The following is a 15,285-nucleotide window of genomic DNA, read 5'->3' as shown; positions in this document are numbered from 1 at the left end:
ATGACCCTCACCGAGACCCCCGCGACCACGACCGGCGGCTACATGGGCTTCGTCGGCGTGAGCACCGGCTCGTCGTCGATCATGAAGGTGTTCCCGAAGTGGGCCGAGGTGCTGGGGCTCCCCACCGAGAACCTCATCGGGCACGACCTGCCGATGGATGCCACCCCTGAGCAGTATGTCTCGATGGTCGAGCAGATCCGCGACGACCCGCACCACCGGGGCGCTCTCGTCACGACGCACAAGATGAACGTCTTCGCCGCGGCATCCGGCCTGTTCGACGAGCTCGACCCGTTCGCCGTCTCGTGCTCCGAGATCTCGAGCATCTCGAAGCGGGGCGATCACCTGATCGGTCGCGCGAAAGACCCGCTCACCGTCGACCTCGCACTGAACGACTTCCTCCCGACCGACCACTTCGGGCGCACGGGGGCCGAGGTCGTGATCCTCGGCGCCGGCGGTTCGGGCACGGCGCTCAGCTGGGCGCTGGCGGAGAGAGCGGATGCTCCGGCGAAGATCACCGTCACCGCCCGCGACGACGACAAGCTCGATCACCTGCGCGAGGTGCACCGCCAGCACGGCACTCGCGACGGTCTGATCACGTACGTGCGCACCGACACGGTGCAGGATGCCGCGGCCATCGTCGCCTCGGCTCCCGCGGGGTCGCTGATCGTGAACGCCACGGGACTCGGCAAGGACCGCCCCGGCTCCCCGTTGCCCGACGACGTCGCGTTCCCCGATGGCGCGTGGGTGTGGGAGTTCAACTATCGAGGGTCGCTCGAGTTCCTGCACCAGGCACGAGCGCAGGAGGCCGCGCGCGGGCTGCACGTGATCGACGGCTGGCGCTACTTCATCCACGGCTGGTCGCAGGTCGTCGCCGACGTGTTCGAGATCGACCTCACCCCCGAGATCGTCGAGCGGCTCGCCGAGGCTGCCGAATCGGTGCGCTGATGCCCGTCGTGCGCACGGTGCTCGGCGACATCGACCCGGCCCAGCTCGGGGCGACGGACTATCACGAGCACCTCTTCCAGATCTCGCCGCTGCTGGTGGGCGACGAGCTCGACGACGAAGACCTCTCCGGGCAGGAGGCCGCCCTGCTCAAGGCCAGCGGCTTCGCGGCGATGGTGGATGCGACGCCGTTCGGGCTCGGGCGCGACCCGGAGGGCGTCGCACGGATCAGCGCCGGCACCGGGATGCGCGTCGTCGCGACGACCGGCCGCCACCGCGAGGCGCACTACGGCGATGACCATCCGATGCAGGTGTGGAGCGCCGAGCGTCTGACCGAGCTGTTCGTCGCCGAGGTGACGCTCGGGATGTTGGTCGACGACGCGCTGGTGTTCGAGACTCCCGACGTCCCCCTGGCCGCAGCTCCGGATGGATCACCGGTGCGCGCCGGGATGCTGAAAGCCGGCGTCGGCTACTGGAGCATCAGCTCCTTCGAGCGCACGACCCTGCTCGCGGTCGCCGCGGCGCATCGGGAGACGGGAGCACCGGTGATGGTGCACCTGGAGTTCTGCACCGCCACGCACGAGGTGCTCGACGTGCTCGAGGCCGAGGGCGTCGCATCCGATCGCGTCGTGCTCGCGCACGCCGATCGCGATCCGGATGCCGGACTGCACGCCTCCCTCGCCGAGCGCGGCGCGTACCTGGGATACGACGGCTTCGCCCGCCCGCGCACCCGGTCGGATGCCGAGCTGCTGGCCCTCACCGAGCGGGTCGTCGAGCTCGGCGCGGCCGACCGCATCCTGCTCGGCGGCGACGTCGCCCGACGGACCCGGTACATCTCCTACGGCGGCATGCCCGGACTCGCCTACCTCGGCGAGCGCTACCTGCCGCGCTTGCGGTCCGCCGTGGGCGACGACGCCGTCGAGCGGATGCTGGTCGCGAACCCGGCGCGCCTGCTCACCCTGTCGCCCTGATCCCGCATCGCCTGCCCCGCATCCCGCATCCTGCATCCCGTATCCATCCCGAGGAGCCCTCATGGCCGAGCCGACCATTTTGCACGCCGTGTTTACCGCACGCCCCGAGAAGGGCGACGAGGTCGCCGCACTGCTCCGCGATTTCGCCGAGGTCGTGCGAGCCGAAGATGGCAACGTCGTGTTCGATGCGACGCGCCTCGTCGATGACCCCGACCGGTTCTTCGTCTACGAGGTCTATCGCGACGAGGCGGCCTTCCGGGCGCACATCGCAGCCCCGGCCGGGGTCCCGTTCAACGAGGCGCTGCAGCAGCTGATCGTCGAGCCGTCGTCGATCCTGACCTTCCTCCGCCGGATCTGACGACGCCGCGCGCTCCCCTCCCCGGCATCCGCCCCTCACACCTGCAGCCCCTCACACCTGCATGCCCAGAACACACCTGCATGCCGATTCCCCGCGTCTGGGCCTGCATCCGCGATCTGAGCATGCACCTGTGCGCCGAGGCCTCACCCGCACCCCTCCCGCATCCACCCCTCACACCTGCAGCCCCTCACACCTGCATGCTCAGAACACACCTGCATGCCGATTCCCCGCGTCTGGGCCTGCATCCGTGATCTGAGCATGCAGCCGTGCACGGATGCCGCCAGCCCCCGGCCACCCGGCACACAGAAAACCACCCGGCACGCAGAAGCCCCGGGCACACAGAAAGCCCCCCGCCCGAAGGCGAGGGGCTTCTGCGATCTCAGCGGGTCACTCGTAGAGGACGGCTGCGATCTTCTCATCCTCGAGGTTCGTGCTGTCGTACCAGTACGAACCCGTGTCGTAGAACTCGTCGACGGTGTCGCCGTTGGCTGCGTCGTATGCCGCCTGGACGACCTGCGCGCCGATGCCGATCGGGTCCTGCGTGATGGCGCCGGCCATCGTGCCGTCCTTGATCGCGTTGATCTGGGCCGCTCCCGAGTCGAAGCCGACGATCGTGATCTTGCCCTTCTCGAGACCGAGCTCGTTCACGGCGTTCACGACGCCGATGGCCGAACCCTCGTTGGTGCCGTAGATGCCCTTGAGGTCGGGGTGGGCGGCGATCAGCGTCTTGGCGATGTCGGCCGACTTCAGGTGGTCGCCGTCGCCGTACTGGATGTCGACGATGTCGATGTCGGGGAAGTCGGCTTCCATCTTCTCGACGAAGCCGTCACGACGCTCGACACCGGTCGAGTTGATCTGCGAGTGGCCGACGATCGCGACCTCGCCCTCGCCGCCGATCAGCTCTGCCATGTGCTCTGCAGCCAGCGCGCCGGCGACCTTGCTGTCGGTCGCGGCCAGGCTGAGCCCGACGTCGCCGTTGCAGGGAGCGTCGAAGTACACGACAGGGATGTCCTTCGACTTCGCCTGCTCGAGCGGGGCGACACAGGCCTCGGGGTCCAGCGCTGCGTATGCGATGGCATCCGGGTTCTTGTCGATGGCGCTGGTGAGCATCTCGAGCTGCTGGGCGATCTCGGTCTCGGCGGCGGGGCCTTCGAACGTGATCTTCACGCCGAGCTCGTCTGCCTTCTCCTGAGCGCCCTGCTTGACGGCCTGCCAGAACTGGTGCTGGAAGCCCTTCGAGACGAGCGCGATGTACATCTCACCGTCGCCGCTCGATCCGTCGGTGCCGCCGCCTTCTTCGATGACGTCACCGCCGCCTGCGCACCCCGCGAAGACGAGGGCGGATGCGGCCACGAGTGCCGCGAATGCGGTCTTCTTGCCGAATTTCATGGAAACTCCATTGTTCTCTGTGTGGTGGTGGGGGGATAGGTCGAGTGGGTCAGGTGCGCTGCCGGTTGCGCAGCGAGTCGAGGAACACGGCCAGCAGCACGACGACGCCGACGACGATGTTCTGCCATTCCGACTGGATCGACATGATGCGCAGGCCGTTGACGAGCACGCTCATGATCAGCGCGCCGATGACGGTGCCGAGGATCGACCCTCGTCCGCCGAGCAGGGAGGTGCCGCCGATGATCACCGCGGCGATCGCCTGCAGCTCGTAGCCGGTGCCGATCTGGGGCTGCGCCGAGTCGAGCCGGGCGGCGATCACGATGCCCGCGATACCGGTGAAGGCGCCGGCGAACATGTAGATGAGGATCGTCCAGCGGCGGGTGTTGACGCCCGACAGGCGGGTCGCCTCCTCGTTCGAGCCGATCGCGAACGTGTAGCGACCGAGCAGCGTCTTCGACAGCACGAGGAAGGCGACGATCGCGAGAGCCGCGGTGATGAGCACCGCGTTCGGGATGCCGGGGATGATCACGCCGAGCGCGATCTTCTTGAAGTCGGGAGCCGAGGTCGAGAAGTAGATCGGGGCGACGTTCGAGATGACGAGGGCGAGACCGCCGGCGATCATCATCATCGCGAGCGTCGCGATGAACGGCGGGAGTCGGAGGAACGTGATGTTCACGCCGTTCACCAGGCCCATCAGCACACCGGTGAGGATGCCGCCGATGACGCCGACCCAGACCGGAAGGCCCATGTTCGTGACGATGACACCCGTCATCACCGCGCACAGCGCCATGCCGGTTCCGATCGACAGGTCGATGCCGCCGGTGATGATGACGAACGTGGTGCCGAGGGCGAGGATGCCGATGACCGCCGTCGAGAGCAGCACCGTGGCGATGTTGCTGAACGTGAAGAAGTTGGGGCTGGCGATCGAGAAGAACAGCACCAGCACGATCAGCGTGCCGAAGGCGAGCGACTGCTGGAGCTGACGCTTCAGGAACGCTCCGACATCGCGCTTGTCGGTGTTCTCATCGAGCGCGGTCTGGATGATCGTCGTCGTAGACGATCCGGGCTGCTGCGGAGCGCTCATCAGTCTTCCTCTCCGTGGGCTGCGAGTTGCATGATCTTCTCCTGGCTGGCTTCCTCGTTGCGGAGGGTGCCGGTGACGCGTCCGTTCGCGAAGACCGCGATGCGGTTCGCGACGCGGAGGATCTCCGGAAGTTCCGACGAGATGACGATGATGGATTTGCCCTGGTCAGCGAGCTGCTGCATCAGGCGGTAGATCTCTTCCTTCGCGCCGACGTCGATGCCTCGCGTCGGCTCGTCGAAGATGAGGATGTCGCAGTCGCGCATCAGCCACCGGGCGATGACGACCTTCTGCTGGTTTCCTCCCGAGAGCAGCTTCACGACCTGGTTCACCGAGGGCGTCTTGACCCTCAGCTGCTGCACGTACTCCTTGGTGCGGCTCTTGGCCTTGCTGTCGCCCATCCACCCGATGCCGTTGGCATACGAGCCGAGCGAGGCGAGCACGGTGTTGAAGGTCACGTCCTGCTCGAGCATCAGGCCGAGCAGCTTGCGGTCCTCCGAGAGGTAGCCGAGGCCGTGCTTCACGGCATCCGCCGGCTGTGCGATGCGCACCGGTCGTCCGCTGATCGAGATCGTGCCCGCATCCCGGTGGTCGGCGCCGATGATGGCCCGCGCGGTCTCGGTGCGCCCGGCACCCATGAGGCCTGCGAATCCGAGGATCTCGCCCTTGTGCAATTGGAACGACACGTCTTTGAGCAGGCTCTTGGTCGAGAGCCCCTGCACGTCGAGCACGATCGGATCGTTGGCGTGCTCGCGGGCCTCGGGGCGGGTTCCCTCGTCGATCACGCGTCCGACCATCATCTCGATGATCTTCGGGATGCTGACCTCTGACTTGTCCAGTGATCCGATGTATGTGCCATCGCGCAGCACCGTGACCCGGTCCGCCAGGCGCCGCAGCTCGTCCATGCGGTGCGAGATGTAGACGATTCCGGTGCCGGTCGCCCGCAGCTGCTCGATGAGCACGAACAGGGTCTCGGTCTCGGAGTCGGTGAGTGCCGAGGTCGGCTCGTCCATGATGAGCACCTTGGCGTTGAACGAGAGAGCCTTGGCGATCTCGACCATCTGCTGCTCGGCCACGGTGAGCTCACCCACGAGCTGCCGTGGGTTGAGCCGGATGCCGAGGCGATCGAGCAGCTCGGCAGTCTGCGTGTTGAGCTTGCGCTCCGACAGGAAGGGCCCCGTGGTGGGCTCGCGTCCCACGTAGATGTTCTGCGCCACGGTGAGGTCGGGCATCAGGTTGAGTTCCTGGTGGATGATCGTGATGCCGAGCTGCTGCGCCTGCAGCGGGCTGGTGAGCTCGACCTCCTGGCCCTCGAACGTGATCGTGCCCTCGTCCTTGGTGTAGATCCCGGAGAGGATCTTCATCAGAGTCGACTTGCCCGCGCCGTTCTCGCCCACGAGCACCAGCACTTCGCCGGCCCGCACCTCGAGGTGCACGTCCTTGAGAGCCTGCACACCGGGGAATCCCTTGCTGATCCCCTCGACTCTGAGAATGGGGTCACTCATGTGCTCACCTGCTTCCTTGAAGGTCGAAATGCGATATTCCAGTCGAGCCTGGAAACATCGGATCAATTCTGCGTCCTGCGCCCCACCCTGCGCAAGTTGTATCTAAATGTAACTAAGACTTCTCCGGATGGGAAGACCTGTAATAACAAGTTGGCAACAGGTCGCCCGATCCGGTGATCGGGCCCACTCAGTGCAGCCGGATCGAGTCGACCGCGACGAGCTTGTCGCGGATGTAGGCGTTGGCGTGTGCGCCGAGTTCGACGTTGTCGGTCCACAGGTTGCGCCAGATGCCGAGCATCCGGCTGAGGTCGGGCGCGACGACCGCCGACGAGAACGACTCGAACACGATCGGACCGTCGTAGCCGATGCGGCCTAGCGCCTTGAAGAAGTTGTCGAAGTCGACGGTTCCCGTGCCGAGATAGCCGCGGTGGCTCTCGCCGATGTGCACGTAGCGGAGGGCGGGAGCCGCATCGAGGACCGGCGCGAACATATCCGACTCCTCGATGTTCATGTGGTACGTGTCGAGATGGATGCCCAGGTTCGGCCGGTCCACCTCCGCGAGGTAGGCGAGCGCTTGCCGTGCGGTGTTCAGCACATTCGTCTCGTAGCGGTTGACCACCTCGAGTGAGACCGAGATGCCGCGCTCGGCGGCGTGGTCGGCGACCCGGGCGATCGTGCGGCGACTGCTCTCGAGCCCCTCGGGGGTGACCGGGTCCATGTACTTCTGCATCGCGCTGTAGATCACGCCGCAGAAGTGATGCCCGCCGAGATCGGCGAGCACGTCGACCGCCTTGAGCAGCAGAGCCTCCCCCGCGGCCACCACAGCAGGGTCGGAGCTGGTGACGTCGGTCGCACCCGACAGCCCGAGCGAGGCGCTGACGGCGAGGTCGTGCTCTTCGAGGGCATCCTTCGCGGCGGCCACATCGAACGTGAAGGGATCCATCAGCGGGAACTCGATCAGGTCGAACCCCGCCGCCTTGGTCTTCTCGACGGAGAGGCGGATGCCGTCGGCGTCGAAGCGTCCGGTCCAGACGAGCCCGTGGCATCCGATGTTCATGAGACCTCTCGGAGACGGGTGTGGGGCACCATCGCCTCTGCAATTTGGCACGTGCCAAGTCTGCGTTCAGGTCACGGTACGCGGGGTCGGATGACCGTGTCAAGAACTTTCTTGGCACGTGCCAATCCCTCGGCTACTGTGGATCCGTCAGCGCCGCGCGGGCGAGCAGCCACGCTCGCACAATCGCGCACCGCGCAGTCGACAGGGAGCTCCATGCCAGCCAGCGTCAAAGACGTCGCCGCCCTCGCCGGGGTCTCCTCCTCGACCGTGTCGAACTACCTCAACCACCCGCATGTGCTGGGCGAGGCGAGCGCAGCGAAGGTCAGGGACGCGATCGAGCAGCTCGGCTACGTGCCCAACGAATCGGCACGGCAGCTGCGCGCGGGGTCGAGCAAGGCGCTCGCGCTGATCCTCCTCGACGCCTGGCTTCCGTACTTCCACGAGCTCTCGCGCGGGGTCGAAGATGTCGCCCGCGAGGAAGGCTGGTCGCTCTTCTTCAGCAACAGCAACCGCGACGCCTCTCTCGAGCGCCGCAACATCGACATGTTCGAGGCGCACCGGGTACAGGGCATCGTCATCTACCCGCTCGAAGACGTGGTGCCCCGGCTCGAACAGCTCGCCGACCGCGGCATCCGCTCGGTGGTGGTCGGGCCCATCCCCGATTCCCCGACCGTCGGCTCCGTCCTCTTCGACGACCGCGGCGGCGGGCGTCTCGCCGGTGAGCACCTGCTGTCGATCGGACGCCGCAGGATCCTGTTCCTGGGCGCCCCGAGCGTCAGCCAGTCGAACGACCGGCTCCTCGGGCTGCGCGACGCCGTCACCGCGTCGGACGCCGCGGTCACGGTGCTCGATGTGCCGCACCTGACGACCGAGGACGGCCTCGACGTCGGCGCGCGGATCGCCGAGATGCCCGCGGCCGAACGGCCCGACGCGATCTTCGCCGCGAACGACATGGTGGCGATCGGCGTGCTCACCCAGCTGCTGCGCCGGAGCATCCGCGTGCCCGAGGAGATCGCGCTGGTCGGCTTCGACGATGTCGCACAGGCCCACCAGAGCGTCGTGCCGTTGACGAGCGTGCGGCAGCCCGGGTACGAGATCGGCCGCGCTGCGGGTGCCGCGCTGATCCGTCAGCTCTCCGACCCCACGGCCGAGCTCCCCGCGCCGACGCCGTTCGCCGCCGAGCTCGTGGTCCGCGAGTCGACCGTCGGGCGCTGACCCGCCGCCCCTGGCTCAGGCCGGGATCAGCCCTTCAGCAGCGAGCTCAGCCCACAGGGCGCCGGGAATCTCGAGCGCCGCGTACTCGGAGTTCTGGCGCAGCTGCGCCGGACGACTTCCTCCGACCACCACCGAGCGCACCACATCGGACTGCAGCGGGAACTGGATCGCCGCGGCGGGCAGCGGCACGTCGTGCTCGGCGCACACCCGGGCGATGCGCAGCAGCCGTTCCCAGAGCTCGTCGGGCAGCTGGCCGTACTCGTACCGGCCGTCCCGACGGGGTTCGTCCGACGCCAGCAATCCCGAGTTGAAGACCGACGCCGCGACGATCCCCGTTCCGGTCTCGCGGCAGGCCGGCAGCACGTCAGCCGCTGCGGGCTGCTCGAGCAGCGTGTACCGACCGGCGACCATGACCAGGTCGAGGTCTGCGGCGCGCACGGACGCGGCGAGCGCCTCCGACACCATCGACCCGATTCCGACGGCGGTCACCTCGCTGTCGGCCCGCAGCTGCTCGAGCGCCGGCAGCGCCTCCGCGAGTGCGAGGTCGAGGTCGTGGCGCTCGGGGTCGTGCAGGTAGAGCAGGTCGATCCGATCGATGCCGAGGCGCTCGCGCGACTCGTCGAGACTGGCGCGGATCCCCGATGCCGAGAAGTCCCACACGCGCTGCAGGTCGTCGGGCACGTGGAAGTCGTTCGCGGTGTCGAGGCCGCCGTCGTGGTCGGGGTTCGGCCGCAGCAGCCTTCCGACCTTGGTCGACAGCACGTACTCATCGCGCGGCTTGGTCTGCAGGAACGCCCCGAGGCGACGCTCCGAGAGCCCGAGGCCATAGTGCGGAGCGGTGTCGAAGTAGCGGATGCCGCTGTCCCACGCCGCATCCAGCACGGCCCACGATTCGTCGTCGCTCAGCGCGCGGAAGAGGTTGCCGACGTTCGCGGCGCCGTACCCGAGCGAGGGAACCGCCAGAGCATCAGACCCCGACATGCTGCCCCGTCCAGGTGTAGGCGGCGATGCTCTCGGCCTTCATCTCCATGCCCGAACCCGGCACGGTCGGCGCCATGTACGAGCCGCCCTGGATGTCGGTGGGGATCACGAAGTGCTCGTGCAGGTGGTCGACGAACTCGATCATCCGTCCCTCACGCGTGCCGGTGACGGCGACGAAGTCGAACATCGACAGGTGCTGCACGGCCTCGCACAGTCCGACACCACCGGCGTGCGGGCACACCGGCACACCGAACTTCGCGGCCAGCAGCAGGTTGGCGATGTTCTCGTTGACCCCCGCGACACGCACGGCGTCGATCTGCATGACCGAGATCGCTTCGGCCTGCAGCAGCTGCTTGAAGATCACGCGGTTCTGGGCGTGCTCGCCGGTCGCGACGCGAATGGGCGCGACTCCCCTGGCGATCTCGGCGTGACCGAGCACATCGTCGGGGCTGGTGGGCTCCTCGATCCAGGCGGGGTGGAACTCGGCGAGCGCGTTGACCCACTCGATCGCCTCCGACACCTCCCACCGCTGGTTCGCGTCGATCGCGATGGGGAAGTCTGGTCCGCAGACCTCGCGCGCCTTGCGGAACCGGCGGATGTCGTCGTCAAGGTCGGCGCCGACCTTGAGCTTGATCTGCGTGAAGCCGTCGGCCATCGCCTCGCGAGCCAGGCGCTCGAGCTTCTCGTCGGAGTAGCCGAGCCAGCCGGGACTGGTCGTGTAACCCGGATATCCGGTGGCCAGCAGCTCCCGCTCGCGCTCGAGGCGCCCGGGTTCGGCGGCGCGCAGGATCTCGAGGGCATCCTCGGGCGTCAGCGCATTGGTGAGGTAGCGGAAGTCGACGAGGCCCACGAGCTCCTCCGGCGTCATCCTCGCCAGCAGCTGCCAGAGCGGCAGACCGGCGCGTTTGGCCTTGATGTCCCAGAGCGCGTTGACGACCGCGCCGATGGCCATGTGCATCACGCCCTTCTCGGGGCCGAGCCAGCGCAGCTGCGAGTCGCCGATGATGTCGCGGAACGTCGTGCCCATGTCGTCCAGCAGCGGCTCGATCTCGCGACCGACGAGGTGCCCGGCGAGCGCGTCTATCGCGGCGACCTGCACGTCGTTGCCGCGGCCGATCGTGAAGACGAAGGCGTGGCCGTCGATGCCGTCTTCAGCATCCGTGCGCACGATCACGTATGCAGCGGAGTAGTCGGGGTCGGGGTTCATGGCATCCGACCCGTCCAGACTCAGCGACGTGGGGAAGCGGATGTCGGTCGTGTCGAGGGCGACGATGCGGCTCACGGGGTCCTCTCGTGCACGGGGTGGGGATTCGTGCGGATCTCTTGGAGTGTAAACATCCGATGTCTATACTGTCAACGAGACGGGCCACCACGGCGCGCCCTCAGCAGCACAGAATCCCCCGCGGTCAGGAGAGACATGAAGTTCGCACGGCTAGGCACTCCCGGCGCCGAGATCCCCGTCCTCGTCGAAGGCGAGCGCTACCTCGATCTGAGGTCGGTGACATCCGATGTGAACGGTGACTTCCTCGCCACCGACTTTCGCGCACGGATCGACGCCGCTCGCGCCGCCGACGAGCTGCCTGTGCTCGAGGACGCTGCTGCGATGCGCATCGGAGCGCCGATCGCCCGCCCCAGCGTCGTCATCTGCATCGGTCAGAACTACGCCGCCCACGCCCGCGAGTCGGGCTCCGAGCCGCCGACCGTGCCGATCATGTTCCTGAAGACCCCGAACACGGTCGTCGGCCCGAACGATGCCGTCACGATCCCCCGCGGCAGCGAGAAGACCGACTGGGAGGTCGAGCTCGGCATCGTCATCGGCGCCCGCGCCGCCTACCTGGATTCGCCCGAGGATGCCGACGCACACATCGCCGGCTACGTCACCGCGAACGACGTCTCGGAGCGCGCCTTCCAGATGGAGGTCTCGGGCGGGCAGTGGTCGAAGGGCAAGATCGCGCCCGGCTTCAACCCGACCGGCCCGTGGCTGGTCACCCCCGACGAGGTCGACGTCGACGACCTGCAGCTGCGCAGCTGGGTCAACGGCGAGACCCGTCAGGACTCGAACACGAACGACATGATCTTCGACGTGCGCGTGATCGTGCACCACCTGTCGCAGTACGTCACCCTCGAGCCCGGCGATCTGATCCTCACCGGCACCCCGCAGGGTGTCGCATTCGGGGGCAAGTTCCCCTACCTGAAGGCGGGCGACGTGGTCGAGATCGAGATCGAAGGACTCGGGCATCAGCGCCAGGAGTTCGTGGCATGGGAGGCACAGAAGTGACCAGGACACTCGACGGACTCGTCGCGATCGTCACGGGCGGAGCATCCGGAATCGGCGCGGCCGTCGCCGCCCGCCTGCACGCCGATGGAGCTCAGATCGCGGTGCTCGACCGCGACACCTCAGGAGCGGACGCCGCCTTCGCCGCGTTCACGGCCGACGTGTCCGACCGTGCATCGGTGGATGCCGCCGTCGCGGCCGTCGCCGAGAGGTTCGGCCGCATCGACATCGTGGTGAACAACGCCGGCGTCGGCGCGCAGGGTGACATCAGCGCCAACGATGACGACGAGTGGGCCCGGGTGCTCTCGATCAACGTCACCGGCATCGCTCGCGTCACCTCGGCGGCGCTGCCGTGGCTCAAGAAGTCGCCGAGTGCGGCCGTCTGCAACACGGCATCCATCGCCTCGACCACCGGTCTGCCCCAGCGCGCGCTCTACAGCGCGTCGAAGGGTGCCGTCTCCGCTCTGACGCGAGCCATGGCCGCCGATCACCTGCGCGACGGCATCCGCGTCAACGCCGTGAACCCCGGCACCGCCGACACCCCCTGGGTCGGACGCCTGCTCGACTCTGCCGACGATCCGGCCGCCGAGCGGGCCGCCCTCGAGGCCCGCCAGCCGCACGGCCGTCTGGTCTCGCCCGACGAGGTCGCCGCGGCTGTCGCCTACCTGGTGAGCCCCGCCGCCGGATCCACCACCGGCACCTTCATCGAGGTCGACGGCGGCATGGCGCAGCTGCGCCTCCGCCCCGCCGGCAGCTGAGCGCGTCGGCCTCCACCCCGGTCCCGGTCCCGGTCCCGGACAGCACAGCAGGCCCCGATTCGCACACGATCCTCGGCAGTTCGTGTGCTGTTCGGGGCTCGGTGTGCACGCCGTGACAGCCGGGGCGTGAGGAGCGCCCGCTACTCGCGGTCGCCGCGCAACCACCCCAGGAACCCGCGCCGCGGCCGCTCCTCCCGAGCATCCTCGCGCGGGGGCCTGGCGCCCACGCGGTAGAACTCCTCAGCGTTGCGCCACATGAGGGCGTCGACGTCGTGCCCGCGGCGCTCGGCCCAGCCGCTCACGGCATCCGCCCACCGGCTGCGCGCCGTCGGCTGGTACATCGGGGATCCGTCTTCGTTCGCATACGGATCATCCGCCTCGGCGGGGCCGATGACCGAGACCGGCCAGTCGCTCCCCCACATGAGCCGCTCGACCCCGAACGCGTCGGCTGCGGCGTCGAGGAACGGATGCAGCTGCTCGGCCGACCAGTCGCCGCCGGCCTCCGCCGGGAGCCCCGACAGCTTGCACCACACGTTCGGATGCCGTGCGAGGTCGTCGAGGTCGCGCACCCATTCCATCGTCGGTGCCACCGGAGCATCCGCGGTGCCGACCGTCGGCTTGCCGAGATGATCGAGCACAATCCGCAGTTCGGGCACCGCTCCCGCGAGACGAGCGATCTCCGGAAGCTGCGAGGCGCGCACGCATGCGTCGAAGGCCCACTCGCGCGCGGCGACCTCGCGTGCCCCCGTCACGAACGCGGCCGACACCGCGAGTCCGTCGGGCTCGCCCTGCAGGTTGTGCCGCACTCCGACCACGAGCGGCTCGGCGGCGAGGCCCTCGAGGTGCGCTGTGGTGTCGGTGCCGCGGTCGAGGCGGGCGCCGGCGACGATTCCGACCACCCCGACCCGATCAGCCAGGCCCGCGACCCAGCGCACCTCGTCGAGGAAGTCGTCCTCGATGGTCTCGGCCTGCACGAAGACCGCCCGCTCGGAGGTTGCCCGCCCTATTCGCGCATGCTCGATCTCGGTCGCACCGAACAGCCAGCCGAGGGGGCCTTCGAGCCAGATGTAGTGCAGAAGCTCGGGATCCCAGAGGTGCAGGTGCGAATCGAGTACGCGCATGCCCCCATCCTGCCGCAGACATCCGATGAATGGCTAGGATGACGCCATGGCTGTGACTGACGACGCGATCGAGAAGATCAAGGCGATGATCGTGTCGGGCGAGCTCGCCCCCGGCGATCGCCTCCCTCCCGAGAAGGAGCTGTCCGAGCGACTCGGGCTCTCTCGCAACTCGATGCGCGAGGCGGTGAAAGCGCTCGAGGTGATCCGCGTGCTCGACGTGCGCCGCGGCGACGGCACCTACGTGACGAGCCTCGAACCCCACCTGCTGCTCGAGGCGATCTCGTTCGTGGTCGACATGCACGACGACGATTCGATGCTCGAGATCTTCGCAGTGCGACGGATGCTGGAGTCGCAGGCGACCGGTCTCGCGGCCACCCTCGGCACCGACGAGGCGATCGCCGACCTCGACCGCGAGGTCGAGTCCATCGACCCCACCGTCAGCGTCGAAGCGCTCGTCGAGCACGACATCCGCTTCCACCGCGAGATCGCCGGGATGGCGGGCAACGCCTATCTCGCCAGCCTCATCGAGCACCTGAGCAGCCAGACCGTGCGTGCCCGCGTGTGGCGAGGTCTCACCGAGGGCGGGGCGGTCGAACGCACCCTGTCGGAGCACCGGGCCATCGCCGAGGCGATCGCGCGGCACGATTCGGGCCTCGCGACCTCGCTCGCCACCGCGCACATCGCCGGGGTCGAGCGGTGGCTGCGCCAGGCGGCATCCGCCTGACGCCGCGTCGTCCTTCTCGGCCGCGCGCACGTCCCTCGGAGCTTCCCTCCACGCTCGCGTCACCCGGCCCTTGCCGGCACGTTCGGCCAGACGCGCTTCGCTCGGCCGTATCCGTGACGTCGGGCCGCATCTGGCACGTCTGGCCGACGCTGGACCACCCGATCGAATCCCGCCTCAGGCCCCGAGCCGCCCCATGGCCGCGTCGAACTCGGCCGCCGAGCTGTCGCTGATCTCGTGGAACAGCACCTGCTCGATCACGTCGGGGGCTGCGGTGAAGTACGGCACCCCCGCGAGCCGCAGACCCGTGATGTCGTCGGGTGAGCGCAGGCTGGCCGCGAGCACGTTCGACTCGCTGCCCGCACAGACCCCCTGCATGCGGGCGATCACGGCATCCCCGTCGATGCCGGCATCCCGCATCCGTCCGAGGTAGGGAGCGATGTACTGCGCGCCGATCGAGGCGCAGGCCAGTGCCTGCGCGACCGAATAGACGGCGGTGACGAGCACGGTCGCGCCGTCGGCCACCAGAGCGGATGCCGCGGCGAAGCCGTCGCGCGTCGCGGGGACCTTCACGACCACCCTGTCGCCGAGCGCCCGGATGCCCTCGGCGTTGCGCAGGAACGATGCGGTGTCGCCGCCCCACGTCTGGAAGAAGATCTCCCGGGCGCCTTCACTCGACCAGCGCGCATAGAGGTCGGGGATCTCGGCGGCGGTGCGTCCACCCCGCTCGAGGATCGTGGGGTTGGACGTGACGCCGTGCACGACCCCCGCCGCGAGGAGGGAGGCGACGCGATCGACGTCCGCGCTGTCGACATAGAGACGGGGGGCCAGCGCGGTCATCGGGTCTCCTTGTGCACAACCTGTCGTTACAGGTTCGGATTCGGCTAATGTAATGACAGCCGCGGAGGATG

Annotated in this window: 15 protein-coding genes; 7 read left to right on the top strand and 8 right to left on the bottom strand. The window is 68.2% G+C overall.

Annotated elements, in window-relative coordinates:
* The 3 genes from ACIP5T_RS14045 to ACIP5T_RS14035 all read left to right on the top strand — a co-directional run bounded on the left by ACIP5T_RS14045 (nucleotide 1) and on the right by ACIP5T_RS14035 (nucleotide 2,271).
* Nucleotides 1-945, top strand: a complete 945-nt coding sequence (locus ACIP5T_RS14045) for a shikimate dehydrogenase family protein (protein ID WP_400864328.1) — start codon at nucleotides 1-3, stop codon at nucleotides 943-945.
* Nucleotides 945-1,913 carry a phosphotriesterase gene (locus ACIP5T_RS14040; protein WP_400864326.1) on the top strand — a complete coding sequence of 323 codons (969 nt, stop codon included), beginning with the start codon at nucleotides 945-947 and terminating at the stop codon, nucleotides 1,911-1,913. Before ACIP5T_RS14045 ends, ACIP5T_RS14040 begins: the two co-directional genes overlap by 1 nt.
* 61 nt (nucleotides 1,914-1,974) lie before the next feature.
* Nucleotides 1,975-2,271, top strand: coding sequence for a putative quinol monooxygenase (locus tag ACIP5T_RS14035; protein ID WP_400864324.1), 297 nt, complete (start codon nucleotides 1,975-1,977; stop codon nucleotides 2,269-2,271).
* Between the two features lie 387 nt (nucleotides 2,272-2,658).
* On the opposite strand, the gene ACIP5T_RS14030 is transcribed toward ACIP5T_RS14035, so the two are convergent.
* From ACIP5T_RS14030 to ACIP5T_RS14015, 4 genes are all read right to left on the bottom strand, one after another.
* Entirely contained in the window at nucleotides 2,659-3,660 is a 1,002-nt protein-coding gene (locus tag ACIP5T_RS14030) for an ABC transporter substrate-binding protein (RefSeq protein WP_400864322.1), read from the bottom strand.
* A 49-nt stretch (nucleotides 3,661-3,709) separates the two neighbouring features.
* Nucleotides 3,710-4,744 carry an ABC transporter permease gene (locus tag ACIP5T_RS14025; RefSeq protein WP_311257874.1) on the bottom strand — a complete coding sequence of 345 codons (1,035 nt, stop codon included), beginning with the start codon at nucleotides 4,742-4,744 and terminating at the stop codon, nucleotides 3,710-3,712.
* Nucleotides 4,744-6,246, bottom strand: a complete 1,503-nt coding sequence (locus ACIP5T_RS14020) for a sugar ABC transporter ATP-binding protein (protein ID WP_400864318.1) — start codon at nucleotides 6,244-6,246, stop codon at nucleotides 4,744-4,746. Before ACIP5T_RS14020 ends, ACIP5T_RS14025 begins: the two co-directional genes overlap by 1 nt.
* Before the next feature lie 187 nt (nucleotides 6,247-6,433).
* Nucleotides 6,434-7,303, bottom strand: coding sequence for a sugar phosphate isomerase/epimerase family protein (locus ACIP5T_RS14015; RefSeq protein WP_400864315.1), 870 nt, complete (start codon nucleotides 7,301-7,303; stop codon nucleotides 6,434-6,436).
* Between the two features lie 213 nt (nucleotides 7,304-7,516).
* On the opposite strand from ACIP5T_RS14015, the gene ACIP5T_RS14010 reads away from it, so the two are divergent.
* A complete protein-coding gene (locus tag ACIP5T_RS14010; protein ID WP_400864312.1) occupies nucleotides 7,517-8,518 on the top strand; it encodes a LacI family DNA-binding transcriptional regulator in 1,002 nt (333 codons plus the stop codon).
* Nucleotides 8,519-8,533: 15 nt separating this feature from the next.
* Here the strand turns inward: ACIP5T_RS14010 and ACIP5T_RS14005 are convergent, their stop codons facing one another.
* Entirely contained in the window at nucleotides 8,534-9,499 is a 966-nt protein-coding gene (locus tag ACIP5T_RS14005) for an aldo/keto reductase (RefSeq protein WP_400864309.1), read from the bottom strand.
* The gene (locus ACIP5T_RS14000) at nucleotides 9,486-10,781 is read right to left on the bottom strand and encodes an L-fuconate dehydratase (protein ID WP_400864307.1); all 1,296 of its coding nucleotides are present in this window, start codon (nucleotides 10,779-10,781) and stop codon (nucleotides 9,486-9,488) included. The genes ACIP5T_RS14005 and ACIP5T_RS14000 overlap by 14 nt, the downstream gene beginning before the upstream one ends.
* Before the next feature lie 135 nt (nucleotides 10,782-10,916).
* On the opposite strand from ACIP5T_RS14000, the gene ACIP5T_RS13995 reads away from it, so the two are divergent.
* Both ACIP5T_RS13995 and ACIP5T_RS13990 read left to right on the top strand, forming a co-directional pair.
* Nucleotides 10,917-11,777, top strand: a complete 861-nt coding sequence (locus tag ACIP5T_RS13995; protein ID WP_400864305.1) for a fumarylacetoacetate hydrolase family protein — start codon at nucleotides 10,917-10,919, stop codon at nucleotides 11,775-11,777.
* Entirely contained in the window at nucleotides 11,759-12,532 is a 774-nt protein-coding gene (locus tag ACIP5T_RS13990) for an SDR family NAD(P)-dependent oxidoreductase (RefSeq protein WP_400864303.1), read from the top strand. The genes ACIP5T_RS13995 and ACIP5T_RS13990 overlap by 19 nt, the downstream gene beginning before the upstream one ends.
* A gap of 140 nt (nucleotides 12,533-12,672) precedes the next feature.
* Here the strand turns inward: ACIP5T_RS13990 and ACIP5T_RS13985 are convergent, their stop codons facing one another.
* A complete protein-coding gene (locus ACIP5T_RS13985) occupies nucleotides 12,673-13,653 on the bottom strand; it encodes an amidohydrolase family protein (RefSeq protein ID WP_400864300.1) in 981 nt (326 codons plus the stop codon).
* Between the two features lie 46 nt (nucleotides 13,654-13,699).
* Between ACIP5T_RS13985 and ACIP5T_RS13980 the strand changes: the two genes are divergently transcribed.
* Nucleotides 13,700-14,377 (top strand): FadR/GntR family transcriptional regulator, encoded by a 678-nt coding sequence (locus ACIP5T_RS13980; protein WP_400864297.1) that lies wholly within the window; start codon nucleotides 13,700-13,702, stop codon nucleotides 14,375-14,377.
* Between the two features lie 174 nt (nucleotides 14,378-14,551).
* Here the strand turns inward: ACIP5T_RS13980 and ACIP5T_RS13975 are convergent, their stop codons facing one another.
* On the bottom strand, nucleotides 14,552-15,214 hold the full coding sequence (locus ACIP5T_RS13975) for a transaldolase family protein (protein ID WP_400864294.1): 663 nt from the start codon (nucleotides 15,212-15,214) through the stop codon (nucleotides 14,552-14,554).
* Nucleotides 15,215-15,285: the final 71 nt, after the last annotated feature.

Origin of the sequence: Microbacterium sp. NPDC088619 (genome assembly GCF_044752825.1) — a bacterium.
Taxonomy (GTDB): domain Bacteria; phylum Actinomycetota; class Actinomycetes; order Actinomycetales; family Microbacteriaceae; genus Microbacterium.
This window is presented reverse-complemented; position numbering and strand designations above follow the sequence as displayed.